22 protein-coding genes are annotated in these 23089 nt (G+C 65.1%); 11 read left to right on the forward strand and 11 right to left on the reverse strand.

The annotated features are described in order from the left end of the window. Window positions 1-66: 66 nt before the first annotated feature. Window positions 67-990 carry a LysR family transcriptional regulator gene (locus ACVJ5M_RS16695; protein WP_354099821.1) on the forward strand — a complete coding sequence of 308 codons (924 nt, stop codon included), beginning with the start codon at window positions 67-69 and terminating at the stop codon, window positions 988-990. A 154-nt stretch (window positions 991-1144) separates the two neighbouring features. Further along, window positions 1145-1300 (forward strand): hypothetical protein, encoded by a 156-nt coding sequence (locus ACVJ5M_RS16700; protein WP_167768006.1) that lies wholly within the window; start codon window positions 1145-1147, stop codon window positions 1298-1300. A gap of 21 nt (window positions 1301-1321) precedes the next feature. Here ACVJ5M_RS16700 and ACVJ5M_RS16705 read toward each other — a convergent pair whose 3' ends face one another. Continuing rightward, entirely contained in the window at window positions 1322-1888 is a 567-nt protein-coding gene (locus tag ACVJ5M_RS16705) for a hypothetical protein (RefSeq protein ID WP_354099820.1), read from the reverse strand. 293 nt (window positions 1889-2181) lie between these two features. On the opposite strand from ACVJ5M_RS16705, the gene ACVJ5M_RS16710 reads away from it, so the two are divergent. After that, complete coding sequence (locus ACVJ5M_RS16710) at window positions 2182-3111, forward strand: aspartyl/asparaginyl beta-hydroxylase domain-containing protein (RefSeq protein WP_028153521.1); 930 nt, start codon at window positions 2182-2184, stop codon at window positions 3109-3111. Between the two features lie 157 nt (window positions 3112-3268). Here the strand turns inward: ACVJ5M_RS16710 and ACVJ5M_RS16715 are convergent, their stop codons facing one another. Next, window positions 3269-4096: an amino acid kinase family protein gene (locus ACVJ5M_RS16715; RefSeq protein ID WP_354099819.1), complete on the reverse strand. Its 828-nt coding sequence runs from the start codon at window positions 4094-4096 to the stop codon at window positions 3269-3271. Window positions 4097-4109: 13 nt separating this feature from the next. Further along, window positions 4110-4922, reverse strand: a complete 813-nt coding sequence (locus tag ACVJ5M_RS16720) for an amino acid kinase family protein (protein WP_354099818.1) — start codon at window positions 4920-4922, stop codon at window positions 4110-4112. Window positions 4923-5053: 131 nt separating this feature from the next. On the opposite strand from ACVJ5M_RS16720, the gene ACVJ5M_RS16725 reads away from it, so the two are divergent. Beyond that, the gene (locus ACVJ5M_RS16725; protein ID WP_283017100.1) at window positions 5054-5512 is read left to right on the forward strand and encodes a YybH family protein; all 459 of its coding nucleotides are present in this window, start codon (window positions 5054-5056) and stop codon (window positions 5510-5512) included. Between the two features lie 57 nt (window positions 5513-5569). On the opposite strand, the gene ACVJ5M_RS16730 is transcribed toward ACVJ5M_RS16725, so the two are convergent. From ACVJ5M_RS16730 to galE, 3 genes are all read right to left on the reverse strand, one after another. Beyond that, window positions 5570-6271, reverse strand: a complete 702-nt coding sequence (locus tag ACVJ5M_RS16730) for a fumarylacetoacetate hydrolase family protein (protein ID WP_071912070.1) — start codon at window positions 6269-6271, stop codon at window positions 5570-5572. Window positions 6272-6308: 37 nt separating this feature from the next. After that, window positions 6309-8111 (reverse strand): ABC transporter ATP-binding protein, encoded by a 1803-nt coding sequence (locus ACVJ5M_RS16735; protein WP_354099816.1) that lies wholly within the window; start codon window positions 8109-8111, stop codon window positions 6309-6311. A 118-nt stretch (window positions 8112-8229) separates the two neighbouring features. Continuing rightward, entirely contained in the window at window positions 8230-9243 is a 1014-nt protein-coding gene (galE, locus tag ACVJ5M_RS16740) for a UDP-glucose 4-epimerase GalE (protein ID WP_028153516.1), read from the reverse strand. A gap of 126 nt (window positions 9244-9369) precedes the next feature. Here galE and ACVJ5M_RS16745 point away from each other — a divergent pair, with 126 nt between their 5' ends. Next, window positions 9370-10407: a glycosyltransferase family 4 protein gene (locus ACVJ5M_RS16745; RefSeq protein WP_354099814.1), complete on the forward strand. Its 1038-nt coding sequence runs from the start codon at window positions 9370-9372 to the stop codon at window positions 10405-10407. 219 nt (window positions 10408-10626) lie between these two features. Here the strand turns inward: ACVJ5M_RS16745 and ACVJ5M_RS16750 are convergent, their stop codons facing one another. The 3 genes from ACVJ5M_RS16750 to waaF all read right to left on the reverse strand — a co-directional run bounded on the left by ACVJ5M_RS16750 (window position 10627) and on the right by waaF (window position 12910). Further along, on the reverse strand, window positions 10627-11025 hold the full coding sequence (locus ACVJ5M_RS16750; RefSeq protein WP_283017097.1) for a hypothetical protein: 399 nt from the start codon (window positions 11023-11025) through the stop codon (window positions 10627-10629). 281 nt (window positions 11026-11306) lie between these two features. After that, the gene (locus ACVJ5M_RS16755; protein ID WP_354099813.1) at window positions 11307-11606 is read right to left on the reverse strand and encodes a hypothetical protein; all 300 of its coding nucleotides are present in this window, start codon (window positions 11604-11606) and stop codon (window positions 11307-11309) included. A gap of 254 nt (window positions 11607-11860) precedes the next feature. Next, window positions 11861-12910, reverse strand: coding sequence for a lipopolysaccharide heptosyltransferase II (waaF, locus tag ACVJ5M_RS16760; protein WP_354099812.1), 1050 nt, complete (start codon window positions 12908-12910; stop codon window positions 11861-11863). A 174-nt stretch (window positions 12911-13084) separates the two neighbouring features. On the opposite strand from waaF, the gene rfaD reads away from it, so the two are divergent. The 6 genes from rfaD to ACVJ5M_RS16790 all read left to right on the forward strand — a co-directional run bounded on the left by rfaD (window position 13085) and on the right by ACVJ5M_RS16790 (window position 21056). After that, entirely contained in the window at window positions 13085-14065 is a 981-nt protein-coding gene (rfaD, locus tag ACVJ5M_RS16765) for an ADP-glyceromanno-heptose 6-epimerase (protein ID WP_354099811.1), read from the forward strand. A 13-nt stretch (window positions 14066-14078) separates the two neighbouring features. Then, complete coding sequence (gene rfaE1, locus ACVJ5M_RS16770) at window positions 14079-15563, forward strand: D-glycero-beta-D-manno-heptose-7-phosphate kinase (protein ID WP_028153510.1); 1485 nt, start codon at window positions 14079-14081, stop codon at window positions 15561-15563. A gap of 41 nt (window positions 15564-15604) precedes the next feature. Next, window positions 15605-16858, forward strand: coding sequence for an O-antigen ligase family protein (locus tag ACVJ5M_RS16775; RefSeq protein WP_354099826.1), 1254 nt, complete (start codon window positions 15605-15607; stop codon window positions 16856-16858). A 114-nt stretch (window positions 16859-16972) separates the two neighbouring features. After that, window positions 16973-18886, forward strand: a complete 1914-nt coding sequence (locus ACVJ5M_RS16780; protein WP_354099810.1) for an SDR family NAD(P)-dependent oxidoreductase — start codon at window positions 16973-16975, stop codon at window positions 18884-18886. Between the two features lie 2 nt (window positions 18887-18888). Next, window positions 18889-20112 (forward strand): glycosyltransferase family 4 protein, encoded by a 1224-nt coding sequence (locus ACVJ5M_RS16785; protein WP_354099809.1) that lies wholly within the window; start codon window positions 18889-18891, stop codon window positions 20110-20112. Further along, window positions 20109-21056: an NAD-dependent epimerase/dehydratase family protein gene (locus tag ACVJ5M_RS16790; protein WP_354099808.1), complete on the forward strand. Its 948-nt coding sequence runs from the start codon at window positions 20109-20111 to the stop codon at window positions 21054-21056. The genes ACVJ5M_RS16785 and ACVJ5M_RS16790 overlap by 4 nt, the downstream gene beginning before the upstream one ends. Here ACVJ5M_RS16790 and ACVJ5M_RS16795 read toward each other — a convergent pair. After that, window positions 21044-22063, reverse strand: a complete 1020-nt coding sequence (locus ACVJ5M_RS16795) for an MraY family glycosyltransferase (protein ID WP_354099807.1) — start codon at window positions 22061-22063, stop codon at window positions 21044-21046. The two genes, ACVJ5M_RS16790 and ACVJ5M_RS16795, sit on opposite strands and share 13 nt — an antisense overlap. After that, window positions 22060-23019, reverse strand: a complete 960-nt coding sequence (locus ACVJ5M_RS16800) for a lysylphosphatidylglycerol synthase transmembrane domain-containing protein (protein WP_028153035.1) — start codon at window positions 23017-23019, stop codon at window positions 22060-22062. The genes ACVJ5M_RS16795 and ACVJ5M_RS16800 overlap by 4 nt, the downstream gene beginning before the upstream one ends. Window positions 23020-23089: the final 70 nt, after the last annotated feature.

Raw genomic sequence — 23089 nt, forward strand, 5'->3', positions numbered from 1 at the left:
GGCGGTTGTCGCGGCGGGGGCGAACGCCTAGCTTGTCACTGGAATTTGATGGGGCGACGGGTAGGCATGGATCGTCTGGATGCGATGAAGGTGTTCGTCCTTGCGGTGGACGAGGGCAGCTTGGCCGCCGCAGGGCGCAAGCTCGGCCGCTCGCCGGCGGCGGTCAGCCGCGCCATCGCCTTCCTGGAGGAGCGGGTCGGCGCCGAGCTGCTGCACCGGACGACGCGATCGATCAAGCTGAGCGAGGAGGGCGAGCGCTATGTTGCGATCTGCCGTCGCGTGCTTACCGAGCTGGAGGAGGCCGACGACATCGCGGCCGGACCGCGCACGGCACCCCGAGGCCTGCTCACGATCACGGCACCGGTGGTCTCGGGCGAGATGGTCCTGCGGCCGATCCTCGATGCATTTCTCGATGCCTATCCGACGGTGTCGGCAAAGCTCCTGCTGTTCGACCGTTCGGTCAATCTGATCGAGGAGGGCGTCGACATCGCGCTTCGCATCGGGCCTCTCGCGGATTCGGCGATGGTGGCGATGCGGGTCGGCGAGATCAGCCGCGTCGTCGTCGCAGCGCCGCGCTATTTGAAGCAGCACCCGCGCATCGCTGAACCCGGCGATCTCGCCAAGCACCAGATCGTGGCGATGGCGCACCTGCCCAATTCCTGGACCTTTGCGCCACCGGCTGGCTCATCGGCAGCCAGGACAGTCCAGTTCACGCCGCGCCTCGTCGTCAACAGCACCTATGCGGCGGTGGCATCCACGGTTGCCGGGCGCGGCGTGGCGCGGATGTATTCGTACCAGGTGGCCGAGCAGGTCGGGCGCGGCGAGCTCGAGATCGTGCTGGCCGGCGATGAGGATCCGGAGATGCCCGCGCATTTGATCTGCCCGCAGGGCCGGCTCGCGGTGCCCAAGGTACGGGCCTTCACCGACTTCGCCGTGCCCCGGCTGAAGAAGCACTTTGCGCAGCTCAAGAAGAGCCTCGGTGCACGCTAGGGCATTGCGGCCGCGCGGCGACGGCCAATGCGTTGTTTTGCGTATACGGCCGCCGGGCTGAATCGGCGATGGTTCCAGAACGGTTAACGCCGATTTAACGGATGAGTCCTAGCCTGTCTCGGCCGGGGTTATTCGCAAGGCCGAGGTGAGCCCAATGGAAGCCCAGAAGATTGCGGTCGACGCCGTCGTCGCGCTGACCGATTGCGACCGCGACGCCGTCATCGCCTTCATCCGCCGGCTCTATCTCGCCGGCGTCACCGACCCCAAGCGCCTCACCTTCAAGGGCCTGCAGGCGCTGTCGCGGGTGTGACCGGCGCGCGCGCAATCGAACCTACTTGGCCCCGACGGTCGGATCGGCGATCCGGATCGAGGTGACGCGGTCCTGCCGCACCTCGAATGAGAACGGCCATGGCTCATAAGTCCAGAGCTCGGTCTTCTCCAGCCCGCTTGGCCCGACATGGAAGGGGCCGCCGAAGCGCGCCATCAGTTTCTCGGTGCTGTCGCCGAGATTGACCTGGTTGAAGCTGTAGGTGGCGACCGGCGCCGGCCCGCTGATCTGAAGCGCGACGACACGGTTCGCCTTCACGACCGCGGCAAGATAGGGAAGCTGGTCGGCCTTGCCGAGGAAGTACACATAGCTCGTGGCGTTGTCCGCTGGCGGCAGCTTGCGGTGCGGCTCGCCGAGCACGGCCTTGAGTGCGGCCTCGGAGATGCCGACCCCAAGCGCGCCCATCCGCTGGCAAGCAAAGCTGAGCACGTCGGGATCGGGCGGGGTGATGCGCTTACCGGCTTCGACCTTGCAGGCGAATGTCTGCCCGACGCGTAGCCACTGGCCGCGCAGCTCCGGATCCGGAGGCTTGCCGCCTTGGGGTGACGGCGAAGTGCCTTGGCCGCTCACGGGTGCGAATATTCCAAGCAGAACCAGCGCGAGCGCGGAGCCCGCCAACGACCGCCACATCCCCCAGACGCACCCCGATTTTCCAACCCTGGAACCAGGATAGCACGCCGCAAACCGACCGCAACGCGGGGATTGGCGGCGGGTCAGCTACGATTTCAAATTGTGCGCGGCACGGCTCGGGACGTCCCAATCACAACCTGCGGAACAGCCTCAGGATGCACGCCAATATCTTGCAGCTCGGGCCGGGTCGGAGTAGATGACGTCCCCGGCTGGGTCACTCGGGACTTGGGGAAATGCTGAAACAGCTTTTTGCGCCGCAACTTGTCATTCTCTATGTGCTCGCGGCTTCGACCATTTACGTTCACTTCCGCGGCAAGCAGCGACTGCGCTTCGCGCGCCAGCTCGGCGATCACTCGACCTATCTCGCGCCCTACAACGTGCTGATGTATGCGGGCTCGGCCGTGCCGAACAAGCCGGTGATCCCGGTCGATCAGTTTCCGGAGTTAAAGCCGCTCAGCGAGAATTGGGAGACCATTCGCGACGAGGCGGTGCGCCTGTTCGACGAAGGTTTTATTCGCGCGGCCGCGAAGAACAATGATTGGGGCTTCTACTCCTTCTTCAAGAGCGGCTGGAAGCGGTTTTACCTGAAATGGTATGACGACTTCCTGCCGTCGGCGAACACGCTGTGCCCGAAGACGGTGGAGCTACTCAAGTCGATCCCGAGCGTGCACGGCGCGATGTTCGCGATGCTGCCGCCGGGCGGCAAGCTTGGCGCGCACCGCGATCCGTTCGCCGGCTCGCTGCGTTATCACCTCGGCCTCGTCACGCCGAACTCGAACAAGTGCCGCATCCTCGTCGATGGCGTCGAATGCGTCTGGCGCGATGGCGAGGCCTTCATGTTCGACGAGACCTTCATCCACAGCGCGGAGAATGCGACTGACGTCAACCGCATCATCCTGTTCTGCGACGTCGAGCGGCCGATGAAGTACGGTTTCATGACCGCGATCAACCGCTGGGTCAGCCATCACATCGTCAAGGCCTCGGCGACCCAGAACGTGGACGGCGAGAGCGTTGGCGTGCTCAACAAGGTGTTCGGCAAGCTCTACGAGATCCATCTCGGCAGCCGCAAGGTCAAGGAGTGGAACCGCAACGTCTACTACACGCTGAAATATTCGCTGACGGCGCTGATCCTCGGTCTCATCGTAATGTCGGCGCTGCGCTAGGTGCGCAGGCCTGTAGGGCGGATTAGCGAAGCGTAATCCGCCATTCGGTTCATCTACAATTGACGCTTCCTGCGTTGCGCGATGCGTTGGCGGATTACGCTTCGCTAATCCGCCCTACGAAAAACCCCGGAGCGTATTCCGGGGCTTTGTTTTTGCCTCACACCGGCTTGGCGCCGGTGTTGATGATCGACCCCACATGCTGCCCGCGCAGCGCCGCCGCGATCCGGCCGGGAACGAGGCCGTTGACGACCTGCACGCGCGTGATGTGCCGCGCGTTGGCCATCACCTCGAGCAGCGCGGGATCGAACGGCAGTGTGCCCTTCAGCTTCGCAAGATCGGCAAAGCTCGTCTCTTTCAGCAGCTCCGCCTTCTTGCCATCCGCGCCATTGGGATCGGTCGTGTAGACGCCGTCAACGTCCTCCACGATCGTGAGGCCGGCGGCGCCGAGCGCGTCGGCGAGCAGGAAGGCGCCGGTATCGGCCCGATGCAACGGGATGCGTGCGGTCGGGAATTCATGATGGTGGTAGGGCGGGAAGGCGCTGCCGACGACCGCGCGCGCGGCCGTGAGGTGTATGGCGAGCTGGCTCGCGATGGTGGGATGCTCGATGTAGGAGACGCCCTCCGGTGCGAGCAGGCTTGCCAGGATGTGGCCGTTCTGGCCGGCCTCGCTGGCGGCGAGCGGTGCGAGCGAACCCACGGGAAGGCCGAGATCGAGGCCGACGCTGTAAAGATGGCGTGCGCGAATGCCAGCGCCGGTCAGGATGAGCAGCCGATGCTCCGGCAGCAGCGAGCACAGCTCGTCGACGAGCGGCAGGATCGCTTCGTGACCGCGGTCCATGATGCGGCCGCCGATCTTGATGACCTGCAGCCAGGGCAGCAGCTTGATCGGACGATTGCCGGCAACGGGACGGGTGAGATCGCTGTCGAGCAGAGTCTGGCGCGCGAGCGGCGAGGCGACGTGCTTGATCTGGTTGGTGTCAGCCATGACGGTGCTCTCTTCAGCTCGCGGTGATGATGGTGCCGACGTGCTCGCCCGCGAGCGCGCGGGTGAGATTGCCGGGGACGAGGCCGTTGATGATCTGCACCTGCCGGACATGGCGCGCCGCCGTGAGGAGATCGAGCACCGGGAATTCGAGGATCGAATCCTGCAGGCCTTTGGCCTTCATCTCCGCCACCGAGATCTTCGGGATGAAGGTGGCGTTCTTCGACGTCTTGGGGTTCGCGGTGTAGAGGCCGTTCTCGTCCTTCACATAGATCATCGCCTTGCAGCCGAACTGCTCGGCGACAAGGAAGCATCCGGCGTCGGTGCGATAGGGCGGGATCACGCCCTCGGCCGCGGGCCGCATCCACAGGCTATAGGGCGGCATGCCGCTGAAGATCACCGCACTCACCTCGGCGAGGAACAGCGGCACGGACGACAGGCCCGCGCTGGAGACGGCGGAGATACCGTGCTTGGCCAGCAGCTGCCCGAGCATCGCGGCGTTCTGATCGGCGACGGAAGCCCCGAGCTGCGACAGCACGCCGGCCGGCAGCCGGAGCCCGGCGGCGATCGAATACAGATGCCGCGCACGGGTGCCGGCGCCGGTTCCGATCAGGAGCTTGTGCGCCTTGCGGGCGGCGACGATCTCCTCGACGATTGGATAGACCGCGGCACGGCCGCGATCGATCATGCTCTGGCCGCCGATCTTGATGACAGTTGCATCGGGGAGGATGCGGAAGTCCGCTGCCTTCTCCGCTGCGGCCACAAGCTGTGGGTCGGTGAGCGAGCGCTGCATCAGCAGCCCCTCGAGCTCCGTGATCGTGTTCGACATCCGAGACATCCTCTCGTTTTCTGATGCAGTCTCTGCGGCGGACCCTTCAGCCTCGACCGCGAATCTTGCCGCACACTTCAGTCCATGGCAACAAGGTGGCCGCGATTTAGCGGCCAAACATGGAGCAGGCAATGGCCCCGTTGCCACTTGCGAACACCGAGATCGTGCAATTCTTCCGCGAGTGGTTGGATACCTTCTCAGGCTATGTCCGCGAGGTCGACTACGCCTCGGCGCGGCCGCTGTTTCACCCGGACGTGCTCGCTTTCGGCACGCATAACGACGTCATCCCGGGGCTCGTCCAGTGGGTTACGACGCAATGGAATAACGTCTGGCCGAAGACGACCGACTTCCGCTTCGTCCTCGACCAGGTCTCGATCCTGGCGTCCCCCGACGGCACGATGGCGACGGTGGTCGCGCCGTGGACGAGCACGGGCTACCATCCCGATGGCAGCGCGTTTCCGCGCCCCGGCCGAGCGACGATGGTGTTTTCAAAAGATGGCGATGGCTGGCTGTGCGTGCATTCGCACATGTCGCTCAATCGCGGTGTGCCGCAGGCGAGCCACGCCAATCGGCCGGTGAAGGCCTGGTAGAAATGCAAAAGGCCCCGGACATGTCCGGGGCCTTTCGATTTCCAGATGTCGTTCAGCCTATTCCGGCTGGCCGATCGAGACCTTCAGCGTGCCGACGCCGTCGACGCCGCATTCGAGCTTGTCGCCGGGCTGGAGCTGCGACACGCCGGCCGGCGTGCCCGTCATGATGATGTCGCCGGCGGCGAGCTTCACCTGCTGGGAGAGCTGCCAGATGATCTCGGGCACGTTCCAGATCAGCTCGGTGAGATCGCCCTTCTGGGCTTCCTTGCCGTTGACCGTCAGCCAGATCTTGCCCTTGGCGGGATGGCCGATCTTCGAGGCCGGCTGCACCGCGGAGCAGGGGGCCGAGCCGTCGAACGACTTGCCGATCTCCCACGGACGCTCCTTCTTGCGCGAGGCGATCTGGAGGTCGCGGCGGGTGAGGTCGATGCCGACGGCATAGCCGTAGACATGGTCGAGCGCCTTGTCGGCGGGGATGTTCAGGCCGCCGCTCTTCATCGCGACGATCAGCTCGACCTCGTGATGCAGATCCTTGGTCAGCGGCGGATAGGGAATGGTGGCGCCGTCGGGCACCAGCATGTCGGCGTGCTTGGCGAAGAAGAACGGTGGGGCGCGCTCGTCGTTGCCCATCTCGCGGATGTGCTCGAGGTAGTTGCGGCCAACGCACCAGATGCGGCGCACCGGGTAACGGCCGCTCTCCCCGACGACGGGAAGCGAAGCCTGGGGCGGAAGCGGAATGACGTAGGAGGCGGCGTTCATGGAGCGGTCTCGCTGCTCTTGGTGGGTGAAGGAAACTCTATGCGGTTGCGCTGATCGGCGCCAGAGCGCCGGCGTCGTGGTGCTGCAGGCGGAAGAACGAGGCGTAGCGGCCCGAGCGGCGCAAGAGCTCGTCGTGCCGGCCCTGTTCGACGATCTCGCCGCCCTCGACCACCAGGATCGCGTCGGCGTGCATGATGGTGTGGAGCCGATGCGCGATCACGATGGTGGTGCGGTTCTGGCAGAGATGCTCGATCGCCTCCTGCACCTGCCGCTCGGACTCGGAATCGAGCGCGGCGGTGGCCTCGTCCAGCAGGATGATCGGCGCGTTCTTGATCAGCGCGCGTGCCACCGCGATGCGCTGGCGCTGGCCACCCGAAAGCTGCGTGCCGTGCTCGCCGACCGGCGTGTCGTAGCCGAGCGGGAAGCTCATAATGAAATCATGCGCGCAGGCGGCTTTCGCAGCATCAACGATTTGCTCTTCGCTCGCGCCGGGCTTGCCGAAGGCGATGTTGCTGCGGATGGTGTCGCGGAACAGATAGACGTCCTGGCCGACATAGGCGGTCTGCGCGCGCAGCGATTTGCGCGAGACCGCGCCGATCGACTGGCCGTCGATCACGATGTCGCCTTGCGTCACCTCGTAGAAGCGCAGCAGTAGCCCCAGCACGGTCGATTTGCCGCCGCCGGAGGGGCCGACCAGCGCGGTGACTTTTCCAGGCTCGGCAACGAAGGACATGCGGTTGAGGACGGTCTCGCCGGTCCGGTAAGAGAAGCTGACGTCGCGCAGCTCGATCTTCGCTTCGGACAGCTTCAGCGCCGGCTTGTCGTCGTCGGAATGCTCGCTCGCCGGGCTGTCGACGACCTCGAGCAGCATGCGGGCGCCGACCAGCTGGCTGTTCAGATCGATGTTGAGCCGCGCCAGCCGCTTGGCCGGCTCGGTCGCCATCAGGAACGCGGTCATGAAGGAGAAGAACGCGCCGGGCGTGGCGTTGAGCGCGACCACGCTGTAACCGCCGTAGAGCAGGCAGCCGGCGACCGCGAAGCCCCCGAGCATCTCCATCAGCGGGTTGGAACGGTTGGCGACGCGGGCCATCTTGTTGGCATTGCGCTCGACGATCGCGATGTTCTCGTCGATGCGCTTCTGCATGGTGTCTTCGAGCGTGAATGCCTTCACCGTGCGGATGCCCTGGAGCGATTCCTGCATCGTCTCCAAAATGTCGGCTGTGCCGGTGAACTGGTTGAAGGCGAGGCCCTTGATGCGCTTGACCAGCTTGCGCAGCACCAGCATTGCCGGCGGCACCACGACGAGGCCGATGAACGACATCACCGGGTCTTGCCACACCATCACGCCGATCATGGCGAGCAGCATCATGAGGTCGCGCCCGACGGCGTTGACCAGCATGTTGAGCACGTCGGTGATGGATTTGGCGCCGGCGGTCAGCCGCGCCAGGAATTCAGACGAATGCCGTTCGGAGAAGAAACCGACGCTCTCACGCATCAGCTTGGCGAATAGCTGGCGCTGGTTGGTGGCGAGGATCGCGTTGGAGATCTTGGTCAGGATCACCATGTGGCCGTAGGTCGCCACGCCCTTGATGAAGAGCAGGATCACCGTGATGCCCGAGAACATCGCGATGCCCGGGATGTTCTTGTCGATATAGGCCTGGTTGATGACCTGGCCGAGCACGTAGGTCGCGCCCGCGGTCGATCCGGCGGCAAGCGCCATCAGCGCGAAGGCGACGAGGTAACGCCGCCAGTAGATGATCCCCTGTTCCGTGACCAGGCGGCGAATCAGGACTGCCGCTGTATAGGGATCGTCGGTGATTTTCTTTGGAAACTGGGCCATCCGGTGTCCATTGACGGGGCAAGGAAAAGCCTGCCCGCGCGTCAGGGATCGAAGGGCCTCTGTGCCCGCTAAAGCCGCGCTTTTCAAGCCCAATTAAGGGCTTGCGCTGGGATGGAATCTAGGCCGAGACGGCGTGGCGGAGCTCGCCATGGCGCTCGCGGAACAACTTGTCCTCCCAGGCCAGCGCGTGGGCCGCAATGGTCTCGAGGTCGTCATATTGCGGCTTCCAGTCGAGCAGGCCGCGGATGCGGCTGGTGTCGGCAACCATGGTCATGATGTCGCCGGGCCTGCGCGGGGCGTATTGCACGGCGAAGCTGCGCCCCGAAACCCGGCGCACCGCGTCGATGGTCTCCAGCACCGAATAGCCGCGGCCATAGCCGCAATTGAGGGTCGTCGAGGCGCCGCCATTGCGCAGGTAAGCGAGTGCCGAGCGATGCGCCTGCGAGAGGTCCGAGACGTGGATGAAGTCACGGATGCAGCTGCCGTCCTGGGTCGGATAGTCGGTGCCGAACACGTCGATCTTGGCGCGCTGGCCGGTCGCGGCTTCGACGGCGATCTTGAGCAGATGCGTGGCGCCGACGGTGGCCAGTCCGATGCGCGCCTGCGGATCGGCGCCGGCGACGTTGAAATAGCGCAAGGTCACGTATTGCATGCCGTAGGCGGCGGCGACGTCGTGCAGCATGATCTCGGTCATCAGCTTCGACGAGCCGTAGGGCGACAGCGGCCGCGTCGGCGCGTGCTCGGGCACCGGTACCAGGTCCGGATTGCCGTAGACCGCGGCGGTCGAGGAGAAGATGAAACGGCTGATGCCGCGCTTGACGGCGACGTTGAGCAGGTTGCGCGCGGTCATGAAATTGTTGCGGTAGTAGCCGAGCGGATCGCGCATCGACTCCGGCACGACGACGGAGCCCGCGAAATGGATGATGCTCTCGATGTTGTGCTGGGCGATCACGCCTTCAACCAGGTTCTCGTCGCCGGCGTCGCCAATGAACAGCGGCACGCCCTCGGGCAGATAGGCCGAGAAACCGGTGGAGAGATCGTCGATCACGACGACGTCCTCGCCGGCTTCCGCCAGCGCCAGGACCGTGTGGCTTCCGATATAGCCGGCGCCGCCGGTGACTAGCACAGTCATGATCTCACCCGTCTTCGATCAACGCGCCACGTTAACGTTTGCGCGGTGAAGAGGGGGTTTCGGCAGCCCTGAACTGGTCACTATGCTTAATGTTGCGTATAGGGGGCTTCCGTAACGGAGCATGACGTGGCGAATTCCCCCGGCGATCTCGAAGTGATCGTGCCAAATCTGCACAGGCGTTATTCCGGGGTCACCGCGACCAACCGGATGGTGGCGCCGCGGCTGGCAAAGCTCTATCGCGCCGCATGGTTCGGCTCGGATGCGCCGGAGGGGATTTCGCTACTGAGCGCTGCCGATTTCCTCAGGCTATGGGGCCGCAAGACGCCATTGATTTGGCATGCGCGGCGCAACAACGAGATGATCGCAGGCGTGCTCCTGCGCGCGCTCGGCTGGCCGCTCAAACTCGTGTTCACGTCGGCCGCGCAGCGCCATCACAGCTGGATCACGCGCTGGCTGATCCGGCGCATGGACGCGATCATCGCGACATCAGACATCTCGGCCTCGTTCCTGAAGGTGAAGGCGACGGTGATCCCGCATGGCGTCGACACGGATGTCTATGCGCCGCCGCCAGATCGCGCCGCTGCCTTCGCGGAAGCCGCGCTGCCGGGCCGCTATGCGATCGGCTGCTTCGGTCGTGTGCGCGCGCAGAAGGGCACGGATGTGTTCGTCGACGCGATGTGCCGGCTGCTGCCGCGCTATCCGGACTTCACTGCAATCATCGTCGGACAGGTCACGCCGGAGCAGACTCCCTTTGCGAACGATCTGAAGAAGCGGATCGAGGCCGCCGGCCTGCAGTCGCGCATCGTCATCACCGGTGAACTGCCGATCGAAGCGGTGCAGCGCTGGTATCAGCGGCTGACGATCTACGCCTTCACCTCGCGCAACGAAGGTTTTGGTTTGACGCTGATCGAGGCGATGGCGGCCGGCAGCGCGCTCGTCGCCGCGCGCGCCGGTGCGGCCGCGCTAGTTGTCGAGGACGGCTCGACAGGTGTGCTGATCCCGACTGGTGACGCTGACGCGTTGGCCGCCGCGCTCGAACCGCTGATGCGCGACCCGGACGCCGCGCTCGCCATGGGCGCGCGGGGGCGGGCACGGGTGCTGGCGAAGTTCAGCCTCGATGCCGAAGCGGCGCGGATCGGCGACGTTTATCGTCCGCTGCTCTGAGTTGCCGCTTTCGCGACCGCAAACAAAAATCTCGAAAACAACCCCATGCAAAGTAGCCGGTGCCAGCGGAATCAACGGGTTGACGGCCGGTGCGATGCGTTGCGGATTTTACGAATCTGTTTGACACGTCGGGCAAAACAGCGGCACGATGTCATCATCGGCCGCAGTTGCGATACCCGGATCATCCATCCAGGTTCCTTCAAACCGTCGCGGTCGACTTCACATTGGGCAGCGCACATACGGCATTTGCACTGGCACCGGCTCCTTGGAGCTGAGTGTGATATTATTCTCTCCGGAGAATGTCAGGTCGAATGCGACGTCTGAAATCGAGACGCCGTCCGAGCACGACGCGATTATTCGCATATTCGGCCCGTCATCGCGCAACGATTTGACCGTGCATTTTTCAAATGTGCCGGTTACTTGCCTTCCCTGGACGATTAAACCGCCCGCGTGGAGATCAGCATCTTTCTTGAAGGCAAGCCTGTTGTTCTCTTTGGTGAATATTTGGCCACAGGCCGAGGCGTCGATTGTCCAAGCTCCGTTCAAATCGGCAGCCTGAATCGAGGCCGATTGCGTCACGAGAAGTACCAACGTCACCAAAGGATTGAAGGTCCTCATGAAACTCTCCGACTAAATGGTCAATACTGCCAGATCAGCCTCTTCGACGCCGATGGGGGCGCAGCAAGACGCGCCCTTCGTATCGGTCTTGAGCAGTATTTGGGTGCGGCGAACTGGCGAAGCTGTTGTTGATCTAAGTCAATAGGCTCTGCAGAGCGCTCGTCTGCTTGAGGCAAAGCGCAGCGTAGCGCGACGACGAGTGCGATCTGTCAAAGCTGGAAAGGCCGCCGCATTTGTCCGGCGGCCTCCGCGCTTGAGTGGCTTGCGGGGCGGCGCCCCAGCTAGAGATCGATGCTAACGGCGATGTTGCGGCCCTGTAGTTGGGAAATCTTCATTCCGTCAGCCTGCACTTGCGCGAACTCCGGGTCGTTTGCCACGGCTTCCTGCACTTTGCCGTAAACTTCCCAATTGGCATAGCGCGTCGCAACCAGCAACTCTCCTGCCCACTGGCCAGTGTGGAAGCGGGAGAGCCGAAGAAATTCGGCGCCGTGTTTCTCAAAGATTTTCTTCGCCTGCCTGACGATCTTGATCATTTCCTCGGGCTTGTCGGTCTTGAAGCGAGTGAATTGAACGATCGGCATGGGGCTACCTCCATAACTGTGTAAAATGTCCAAGAGGCATGTATCGAGCGACGTTTGAGGAGCGAACCTCTTGTTCGAATCTCGATGAAGATTCGTCTTTGTCGACGTGATCTTGGTTCAGCCTTCACAAGCGGCAGCGACGCAGCCTTATCCCGCGAATGAACTGACAACGTCACTGACTAAAGCTGGCGGACGGAATGACCTGCTGTTGGATTCGCTGCCAGTTGCCCGACCAACGCATGGCGTCAATGAGTTCACACTCCGAGCACCCGCAGCGCGATCGCCAGGACCTCGGAAGCCGCGATATCCCGCATGCAGCGGTGGTCGTTCATCTTGCAGATCGTGCTCTGGCAGGGCTGGCATGAGAGCACGCTCTTGTCCTGGACCACGGTCGCGGCGAGGCCGTTGAGGGGAGCCCAGAGATAGGGGCTGGTCGGGCCGAAAATGCCCATGGTGGGCGTGCCGAGCGCGGCTGCGATGTGCATCAGGCCGGAATCGTTGGAGATGGCGACGCCGGCCGCGGCCATGGCAAGGACGCCGTTGCGCAGATCGGTGCCGGTGAGGTCCCGCACGCCCGGACCGCCGGCGGCGACGATCTCCTGGGCGAGGCCCTTTTCGGCGGGGCCGCCGACCACCCAGACCTCCAGGCCGCGCTCGGCCAGCAGGCGGGCAGCCTCCGGATAGTAGGTCCAGCGCTTTGAGACGCCGACTGAGCCGGGAGCCAGCGCGACCGCCGCCCCGGCGCTGAGGCCATTGGCCTGCCGCCAGCGGACGATGTCCTCGGCCGGGACCCGCAATTGCGGCACCGGCCATTCCGGGGGCAGGGGGGCGCCATCGGGCCGGGCCAAGGCGGCGTTCTTGTCGATGAAGCGGGGCAGCTTCTTCTCGCCCCAGCGCCAGCGGTTGAGCAGGCCGAACCGGAACTCGCCGACGAAGCCGACCCTTTCCGGAATCCCGGCCAGCGCGGGCGCGATGGCCGCCTTCCAGGTCCGGGGCAGCACCAGAGCTGTCCCGTAATTCCGCTCGCGCAGGAGCTTCGCCAGGCCGAGCTGGCGGCCTACGGCGAGCCGGCTGCGCGGCAGGTCCCACACGATGCCATCGCGCACGCCGGGCATGTAATCGATCAGGGGGGCGCAGAGAGAGGTGGTGAGGAGATCGACCGGCCGGTTGGGCCAGCGCTCGTTCAGGACCCGGACAACGGTGTGATTCCGGACGAAATCGCCGATCCACATATAGGGGATGATCAGGATCGGGCGTGTGTCGCTCCGATCTGCATCTCGACCAAATTGCGAATCTTGGTTCATTGGTTAATAGGACCGGGAACGCGCTGATGTGGCGGTTCGGTTACCCGCTCCGGACCTGCAGGTAAAGCCGGGACAGCGCCGACCCCAAAACCGCTTACACTTTGGCGGATCATGCGCTAGGGCAGGACCGGGCCGTGAAAATCGGGCAGGGCAAAACCTGGCAGGGTAGGTGGAATGTTGCTGGTGACCGGTGGGGCCGGTTTTATCGGATCGAATGTCGTCGCCGCGCTGAACGAGGTCGGTCGCAGCGATGTCGTCGTCTGCGATCTCCTCGGGACCGAGGGCAAGTGGCGAAACCTCGCCAAGCGCCAGCTTGTGGATATCGTCCCGCCGGCCGAGCTGCTCGACTGGCTGAAGGGCCGCAAGCTCGACGCCGTGATCCATCTCGGGGCGATTTCCGAGACCACCGCGACCGACGGCGACCTCGTGATCGAGACCAATTTTCGCCTGTCGATGCGCCTGTTGGACTGGTGCACGGCGGATGCGGTGCCGTTGATCTACGCCTCGTCGGCCGCGACCTATGGCGATGGTGCCGACGGCTTTGACGACGACGCCTCACTGCCCGCATTGAAGAAACTGCGGCCGATGAATCTCTACGGCTGGAGCAAGCACCTGTTCGATCTCGCCGTCGCCGAGCGCGTCGCGCGCGGCGAGAAGCTGCCGCCGCAATGGGCTGGACTGAAATTCTTCAACGTGTTCGGCCCCAACGAATACCACAAGGGCTCGATGATGAGCGTGCTGGCGCGCCGCTTCGATGATGTGAGGGCGGGCCGCGTCGTGCAGCTGTTCAAGTCGCACCGCGAGGGCATCGCCGACGGCGATCAGCGCCGCGATTTCATTTATGTCGACGACGTCGTCCGCGTCGTCATGTGGCTGCTGGCGACGCCGTCGGTGTCCGGTCTCTTCAACGTCGGCACCGGCAAGGCGCGCAGCTTCAGGGATCTGATGCTAGCTGCCTATGCCGCGGTCGGCACCAGGCCCAACATCGAATACGTCGACATGCCCGAGCAGATCCGCGGCAGCTATCAATACTTCACCCAGAGCGAGGTCGATCGCCTGCGCCGCGCCGGCTATAACGGCGGCTTCACGACGCTCGAGGATGCGGTGAAAGCCTATGTCGGCGATTATCTCGACCGGCCAGACCGCTTCCGCTGAGGCTTCAAGGACCATGCCGACCCCCATTCTCGATTTCGACGCTCTCGCGCAAGCCATCTCAGGCCGTACGGTGCTGTGCATCGGCGACATCATGCTGGACGAGTTCGTCTATGGCGAGGTGTCGCGGATCTCGCCGGAAGCGCCGGCGCCTGTCATCGCCGCCCAGCGCAGCGAGATCCATATCGGCGGCGCCGGCAATGTCGCGCGCAATATCGCCTCCCTCGGGGCGCGCTGCATCTTCGTCGGCCTCGTCGGCGAGGACGATGCGGGCAAGCGGCTCGAAGCGGCACTTGCGGAGCATGCCGGCATCGAAAGCGTGCTGGTGTGCGATCCGTCGCGGCCGACCACGCGAAAAGTCCGCTTCGTCTCCGAGCATTTTTCCACGCATATGCTGCGCGCGGATTGGGAGCAGGCGGTGCCTGCCTCCGACGACATCGAGACCACGCTGATCGACGCAATCCTGCCGCAGATCGCGCGCGCCGACATCGTGCTGCTCTCCGACTACGCCAAGGGCGTGCTGACCGCGCGGGTGATCCGCCACACCATCGACGCCGCGCGAACGCTCGGCAAGCCCGTGATCGTCGATCCCAAGAGCCTGAACTGGGCGATCTATCGCGGCGCCACGCTGCTCACGCCCAATCGCAAGGAATTTTCGGAGGCGACGCGCAGCCGCGCCGACACGCCGCAGAGCATCGTCGATGCCAGCGAGGACGTGATGCGGCTCGCCGATTGCGAGGCGATCCTGGTCACGCAAGGCGAGCACGGCATGACGCTGGTGCCGCGCAATGGCGAGGCCGTTCACGTTCCGGCTGTCCCCGTGAAGGTGCGCGACGTCTCCGGTGCCGGTGACACCGTCGCCGCCGCGCTTGCGGTGTCGCTCGCGGCAGGCGCGGACTGGGACACGGCGTTGCGGATGGCCAATGCGGCCGCTGCCGTCGCCGTCGGCAAGCAAGGCACGGCCAGCGTGAGCGCGGCCGAGCTGCGGCGGAAGATCCTGCCGCATGCTTATCTCGCGGCTGAGGAGAAGATCGTGCTCGAGCCTGATACGCTCGACGCACAGCTCGCGGAATGGCGCCGGCAGGACCTGCGCGTCGGCTTCACCAATGGCTGCTTCGACATCCTGCATCCCGGCCACGTCAAGGTGTTGACCGCGGCGCGCGGAGCCTGCGATCGCCTGATCGTCGGCCTCAACAGCGATGCCTCGGTGCGGCGGCTGAAGGGCGCCGATCGCCCGGTTCAGGACGAGCGGGCGCGTGCGGAAGTGCTCGCGGCGCTCGAAGCCGTCGATCTCGTCGTCATCTTCGAGGAGGATACGCCGATCGATTTGATCACCCGGATCAAGCCGAGCGCGCTGGTGAAGGGCGGCGACTACACCCGCGAGCAGGTGGTCGGCCACGAGGTCGTCGAAGCCGCCGGCGGAATCGTCGTGCTGGTCGACATCCTCCAGGGCTTCAGCACGACCGCGCTGGTCCATCGCGCGCGGGGAGGGGGCAAGTGACGGACCAAGCGACGACGCTCGCCCGGGAGACGACCGCCCAGATGCTGTGGCGGCGCTTTCGCAGCCCGGCGGCGTGGTGCGAGACGGCCGACCTGTTCGCGATCCTGACCGTGGCCTCGCTGCCCTGGTCGACCTCGCTCGCGGCGATCTTCAACGCTCTTTTCCTGGTCTGCATGGTGCCGTTTCTCGACGTCCGCGCATTCCTGCAATCGCTGAAGCGCCCGATCGCAGCCGCGCCGATCGCGCTGGTCCTGCTCGCGCTGGTGGGCACGCTGTGGTCGGATGCGGCCTGGGGCGCGCGCCTCTATGCGGTCAACCCGACCGTCAAGCTGCTCGTGCTGCCGGTCTTCCTCTATCATTTCGAGCGCTCGTCGCGCGGGCACTGGATGTTCATCGCGTTCCTGGTGTCCTGCGCGCTGCTCTCGGTGATGTCGTGGCTGGTGGCCTTCTATCCCAACCTGACGCTCAAGCCCGATCACCTCGAGCGCGGCATCTTCGTCAAGAACTACATCGACCAGAGTCAGGAATTCGCGCTGTGCGCGGTCGCGCTCGCCTATCCCATCGTGATGCTGCTGCGCGAGAAGCGCTATTGGTTCGCGGGACTATTGATCGCGCTGGCTCTGAGCTTCTTCGTCAACATGGCCTTCGTGGTGGTGTCGCGCACCGCGCTGGTCACCATTCCGGTCATGTTCGGCGTGTTCGCACTGCTGCACCTGCGCTGGCGCCGCATCGCGATCATCTCGGCCGCTCTGCTCGCCGGCGCCGCTCTCGCCTGGCAGGCCTCGCCGCAATTGCGCAAGACCGCGGACACCTTCGCCAGCGACTACACGCGCTATGTCGAAAAGGGCGAGCCGACCTCGCTGGGCCTGCGGCTTGAATTCTGGCGGAAATCGCTCGGCTTCTTCGCGGAGGCGCCGATCAAGGGGCACGGCACCGGCTCGACGCGCGGATTGTTCGAAGCGGTCGCGACGCCCAGCGGCCACTACCAGGCCTCCGCCGAGGTGATCGGGAATCCGCATAACCAGACGCTGAATGTCGCCGTGCAATGGGGCGTCATCGGCATCGTCGTTCTCTACGCGATCTGGATCTTGCATCTCCTGCTGTTCCGCGGCGACGGGCTGGCCCATTGGATTGGCCTGCTGGTGGTGGTGCAGAACGTCTTCACCTCGCTGTTCAACTCCCATCTGTTCGACTTCCACGAGGGCTGGATGTATGTCATCGGCGTCGGCGTTGCAGGCGGCATGGTGATCCGGGCCCGACACGCCGAGGCGAAGGTGGGGGAAGCCGGTTCCTGAACGGCCGCGCGGCTGGCAAGCCTTGTACTGGTAAGTCTTGTACTGGCAAGTCTTGTCGAGATGGGCTATCAGCGCGGTCAGGTTGCATCTAACTGGGATTTCATCGGTCGGCGGATGACGCGTCTTTCGCATCTCACCTTGCGCAATTTCCTGATCGCGCTCCACGACCTGCTGGCGACCACGGCGGCGCTGTTCGCAGCCTTCTACCTGCGTTTCGAGGGCGGCGACGGCTTCTTCGACCGCCTGCCGCTGCTGTTCCAGATCCTGCCCTACTTCCTCGCCTTCAGCGTGGTCGTGTTCTTCCTCTTCAACCTGACCACGACGAAGTGGCGCTTCATCTCGCTGCCCGACGCGCTGAACATCATCCGGGTCGCGACCGTGCTGACGGTTGCCCTCCTGGCGCTCGACTACATCTTCGTCGCCCCCAACGTCCGCGGCGCCTTCTTCCTCGGCAAGGTGACGATCGTCCTCTACTGGTTCCTCGAGATCGCCTCCCTCAGCGCGTTGCGCATGGCCTATCGCTATTTCCGCTATACGCGGGTGCGGCGGCATGCGAGGGGCGAGGATGCCGCGCCGACGCTGCTGATCGGCCGCGCCGCGGATGCCGAGGTGCTGCTGCGCGGCATCGAGAGCGGGGCGATCAAGCGCATCTGGCCGGTGGGCGTGCTGTCGCCGTCGAGATCCGATCGCGGCCAGTTCATCCGCAACGTGCCGGTGCTGGGCGACATCGACGACATCGAGGACGTCATCGGCGACTTCGCCAAACGCGACAAGCCGATCGCACGCCTGGTGATGACGCCGTCCGCGTTCGAGCCGGACGCTCATCCGGAATCGATCCTGATGCGCGCGCGCAAGCTGGGCGTGATCGTCAATCGCATGCCCTCGCTGGAGAGCGGCGATGCGCCGCGCCTCACGGCCGTCGCGGTCGAGGATCTCCTGCTGCGGCCGAGCGAAAAGATCGACTATGCGCGGCTCGAAGCGCTGATCAAGGGCAAGGCTGTCATCGTCACCGGCGGCGGCGGATCGATCGGGTCCGAGATCTGCGAGCGCGTCGTCGTCTTCGGCGCCGCGCGCCTCCTGATCGTGGAAAATTCCGAGCCGGCGCTCTATGCGGTCACGGAAGCGCTCGCTGCGCACGGCGCGGCGGCCGCGATCGAGGGGCGAATCGCCGACATCCGCGACCGCGAGCGCATCATCCGCCTGATGGCGGAGTTCAAGCCGGACATCGTGTTCCATGCCGCCGCGCTCAAGCACGTGCCGATCCTGGAGCGCGACTGGAGCGAGGGCGTCAAGACCAACATCTTCGGCTCGATCAACGTTGCCGATGCGGCGCACGGCGCCGGCGCCGAAGCCATGGTGATGATCTCGACCGACAAGGCGATCGAGCCGGTGTCGATGCTCGGCCTCACCAAGCGCTTCGCCGAGATGTACTGCCAGGCGCTCGACCACGATCTTGCCGCAGCTAGCGGCAGTGCCAGGCCGCCGATGCGGTTGATCTCGGTCCGGTTCGGCAACGTGCTGGCGTCGAACGGGTCGGTGGTGCCGAAGTTCAAGGCCCAGATCGAGGCCGGCGGCCCCGTGACGGTCACGCATCCCGACATGGTCCGCTACTTCATGACCATCCGCGAAGCCTGCGATCTCGTCATCACGGCGGCAACGCATGCGCTCGGAACGCAGCGTCCCGACGTCTCGGTCTACGTGCTCAACATGGGTCAGCCGGTGAAGATCGTCGATCTCGCCGAGCGCATGATCCGCCTCTCGGGTCTCCAGCCCGGCTACGACATCGAGATTGTGTTCACCGGCATGCGGCCGGGCGAGCGCCTGCACGAAATCCTGTTCGCCTCCGAGGAGCCGACCCGCGAGATCGGTGTCGCCGGCATCATGGCCGCGCAGCCGAACGAGCCGCCGATGCAGACGCTGCGCAAATGGATCGCGGCGCTGGAACAGGCGATCGCGCGGGACGATCGGGCCACGATCAAGACCATCCTGAAAGATGCGGTTCCGGAATTCGGGTCGACCGCGGCCTGACCATGCAGTCTCAAGGCAAGATCGTCGTCGCGAGCCAGCACTATCCGCCTGATCCGAGCACGACGGCGGCGATCATGGCGGAGATCGCCTGCCGAGTCGCCGTCAACCACGAGGTCATCGTGCTGTCGGGCTCGCCCGGCGAATTGCCGGCCTCGCAAACCGGCCCGGGCAAGCCGCGCGTAATTGCCATCAAGAACCGGATGGCGGGAAAGGCCGCGCTGGTGCGGCGTGGTGCCTCCGAACTGCTGTTCGCGGCGCGCACCTTCTTCGCGCTGATCCGGGAGCTTAGGGCAGGTGACGTCGTGGTCACCGTCACCGCGCCGTTCATGCTACCTTACGCGGTCGCGGCAGCGGCAAGATGCAAGGGCGCGCGCGCGGCGCTGATCATGCACGACCTCTTCCCCGATGTTCTCGTGATGGCGGAAATCCTGAAGCCCGGCTCGTTGGTGACGCGGACGATGCGCGCGGCCAACAGCCTGATGTTCCGCGCGCTCAATGCCGTCATCACCATCGGCCGCGATGCGGAGCGGCCGCTCTTGAGCTATTCCGGCATGACGCGGAACAAGATCCGCTTCATCCCGAACTGGGCGACGCTCGTACCCGCGGCACGTCCCCTGTCGCAGGACAATCCGTTCCGCAAGGCGCTTTCCGCGCGATTCATTGTCGGCCTGTCGGGCAATCTCGGCTTCACCCATGATCCGGAGATCGTGTTCGAGGCGGCACGCCTTTTGAAGGACGAGCCGGACATCTACTTCCTGCTGTCCGGCTGGGGTATCGGCTTCGAGCGGCTGAAGCAGTTGCAGGCCGAAGCGAACTTGCCCAATGTGTCCTTCGTGGCGCGGGTCGCGGATGCCGAGCTCGAGGCGTTCCTGGCGGCTGCCAATCTCTGGATCATTCCGTACCGGAAGGACGTAGCGGGGGTGTCGGTGCCGAGCCGGTTCTACAATCTGCTGGCGGTCGGCCGTCCCGTGGCGCTGGTCTCCGAGCCAGAGGCCGAGGCTGCGTTGACGGTGGTGGAGAACGGGCTCGGCTGGGTCGTGACGCCGGGCCGCGCCGATCAGCTCGTCGACGCAATCCGTGCGGCATCCCGTTGCGACGCTGCTGCCATGGCCGAGCGCGCGGTGAAGGCGGCAGCGAGATTCGACCGGACGACCGCGATGAACGCCTACGCCGGGCTGATCGACGAGTTGTTGCGCAATCCCGATCTGGCGGAGCAACAACGATGAGCGAGCGGAAACCGGTCGTGCTGGTGACAGGGGCTAGCGGCTTCGTCGGCCATCATGTCGCGCCTGAGCTCTCGCGCGCGGGATGGTCGGTCCGCCGCGCGGTGCGCAGGCCGGGGGGGATCGAGGACGAGGTCGTGATCGAATCGATCGGCCCCGATACCGATTGGGAAGCGGCGCTCGAAGGCGTCGACGCCGTGGTCCATCTCGCCGCGCGCGTGCATCACAAGCACGAGGAGCACGCGGTCCAGCTCTACCGCAACGTCAACATCGCTGGGACGCTGCACCTGGCGCGCTCCGCGGCAACGGCGGGCGCGCGCCAGTTCATCTTCGTCAGCACCGTTCTCGTGCACGGCCGCAGCAATGAAGGCCGCGCGCCGTTCAGCGAACAGGACATCCTCACGCCGCGTGGCCTCTACGGCATGTCCAAGGCCGCCGCCGAGGCGGGCCTGAGGACGCTGGCGCGCGACAGCGACATGAAGATCTCGGTGATCAGGCCGCCGCTGGTCTATGGCGCGGGCGCCAAGGGCAATTTCGCGCTGCTGACGCGCGCGGTGAATCTGGGACTGCCGCTGCCGTTTGGCGCGATCCGCAATCAGCGCGCGTTCCTGGCCGTGCAGAATCTGTCGTCGTTCATCCTGCGCCGGCTGGCTCACCCCGATCCCATGAGCAATTTCGAGATCTTCCTGGTCGCCGACACGGAACAGGTCTCGACGCCCGAATTCATCGAGCGGCTGGCGAAGGCTGCCGGCAAGAACTCGCGGCTTTTCGGCATGCCGCCGGACCTGCTCTCAACGCTGCTCAGCGTGATGGGTCGGCAGGATACCCATGACAGCCTGATCGGCTCGCTCGAGCTCAACCTCGCCAAGGCGATCGCGACCGGCTGGCAGCCGCAGGTCTCGCTCGACGAGGGCCTGCGGCTCGCGCTGTCGGCTCAGGACGCCTGAGGGCGGGAGAAGAGGCGCAGGACGAATCCGATCGCGATCGCGCCCGCGACAAGCGCGAGCCATGTGACCGAGGTCGAACTCGCGCGAACGGTGACGACGGCAAGCACCGCCAGCAATAGATTGAGCGCGAACACATCGCCGATCACGCGGCGGACCGTGAAGCCGTTATCGGTGGCGCGCTGGTAGAAGTGCGAGCGGTGCGCCGACCAGAATTGTTCGCGCCGCGCGATGCGCCGAAACAGCGTGATGGTGGAATCGACGAGATAATAGGCCGGAAGGAGCAGCGCCGCAGCCGGCTGCCCATGCCAGGCGAGCTCCAGCAGGCACCAGCCGAGCAAAAGGCCGATCGGCAGGCTGCCGACATCGCCCAGGAACACTTTTGCGACCGGACGGTTGAACGGCGCAAAGCCGAGCATGGCGCCGCACAGCGCCGTGGCGATCAGCGCGGCGGGCCACGAGAGATCACCGAGCAGTCCCAGCAGCAGCAGCGCCGCGGTGACGGGCACGACTTCCGCGACTGTCATCAGGTCCAGCCCGTCCATGAAATTGACGAGGTTCACGAACCAGACGCCCGCGAGCAGGATGAGGCCGCGCTCGAGCGGAAGCGGCAGGGCCGGCACGATGCGCGCGGTCTCGGGCGCGGTGAACACGACCGCGCCGACGCAGGCTGCTTGCAGCGCGAGCCGCGCCAACACCGGCAGCGACACGATGTCGTCGGCGAATCCGACCAGGGCGATCACGATCGTTGCAATGACCAGCGTCGGTGGGATCGCAACGTTCGCCCAGGCGGCCCAGGCCGATGCGACCAGCAGCGTGGCGGTGATCACCGCGATGCCGGCGCCCTGCGGGGTCGGAATGCGATGCGAGGAACGGGCATTCGGTCGCGCCAGGGCATAGCGCTGGAGCAGGGGACGGCTGGTCCAGGTGATGATCGCCGACATCAGCGCGGCGACCGCGACGGCAAGCAGCGAGGACATGGCGGCAACAGCGTCGATGGCTGGGCTCACTCCGGCACTCCGAGCGGCGCCGACCCTTTCGCGGCCTTCTCCGCGCTGAGGATCCAGACCAGGCCGCCGATCGCGCCGACGATGAAGAGCACGGCGCCGAATAGCAGCGAGACGTTAACGCCTTCGTTGGCGGAAAGCCCGGCGAAACCGAAGGCCAGGCCCATCGTCGCCTCGCGCACGCCCCAGCCGGCGATCGAGATCGGCATCAGGGTGATCAGCATGATCGGCGGAATGAGGAGGAATGTCTGGCCGAAGCTGACCGGTGCGGCGATCGACTGCACCACGCACCACGCAATGACGACGGCGAGCACGTGAACGAGAAGCGACAGAATTGCGACGATCGGTCCGCGCTTGGCGTTGAAGATCACGCGGTTGGCAATCACGGCGCAGGCATGGATGTGATGGGTGGCCCACCAGGTCTTCAGCCACGACCATTTCAGCGCGCCGAAGATCAGGAAACCGACGCCGCCCGCGAGCGCGGCGAAATCGACGAGCAGCAGCGCCGAGCGTCCATGCGGATCGGTGATGAGCTCGTAGCTCCAGGGCAGGCTCGCGACGACGACGATCGCCAGCGCGACGAGGCCGATCGCGCGGTCGACGAAGATCGAGTAGGTGGCCGCGCGCCATCCGGCGCCGGCGCGCGCGACCAGCCACAGCCGGACCGCATCGCCGCCGATCGCGGAGGGCAGCGTCTGGTTGAAGAACGCGCCGATCACGTTGTAGCGCATGGCGCGGCCGAGCTCGAGCGGCGCGCCGCATTCGGCGCTGATCTCGCGCCAGCGGACCACGCCGACGAAGATTTGCAGGAACGTGACCGCGATCGCCATGGCGATCCAGAGCAGGCTGGTCGCGGTCAGGCGCGAAAACAGTTCGGACAGATCGACCTTGCGCAGCGCCAGGTAGAGCAGCGCTCCGGAAATCAGGATTTTGGCCGTCGACAGCAGGATTCGGCGCATCTCGCCCGCATGAACAGGGTTTGCGAAGATTTGAGGCAACCCGACGCGAGGCGTCGAATTCGGCCGCTTT

The sequence above is a fragment of the Bradyrhizobium sp. S3.7.6 genome, from assembly GCF_054061875.1.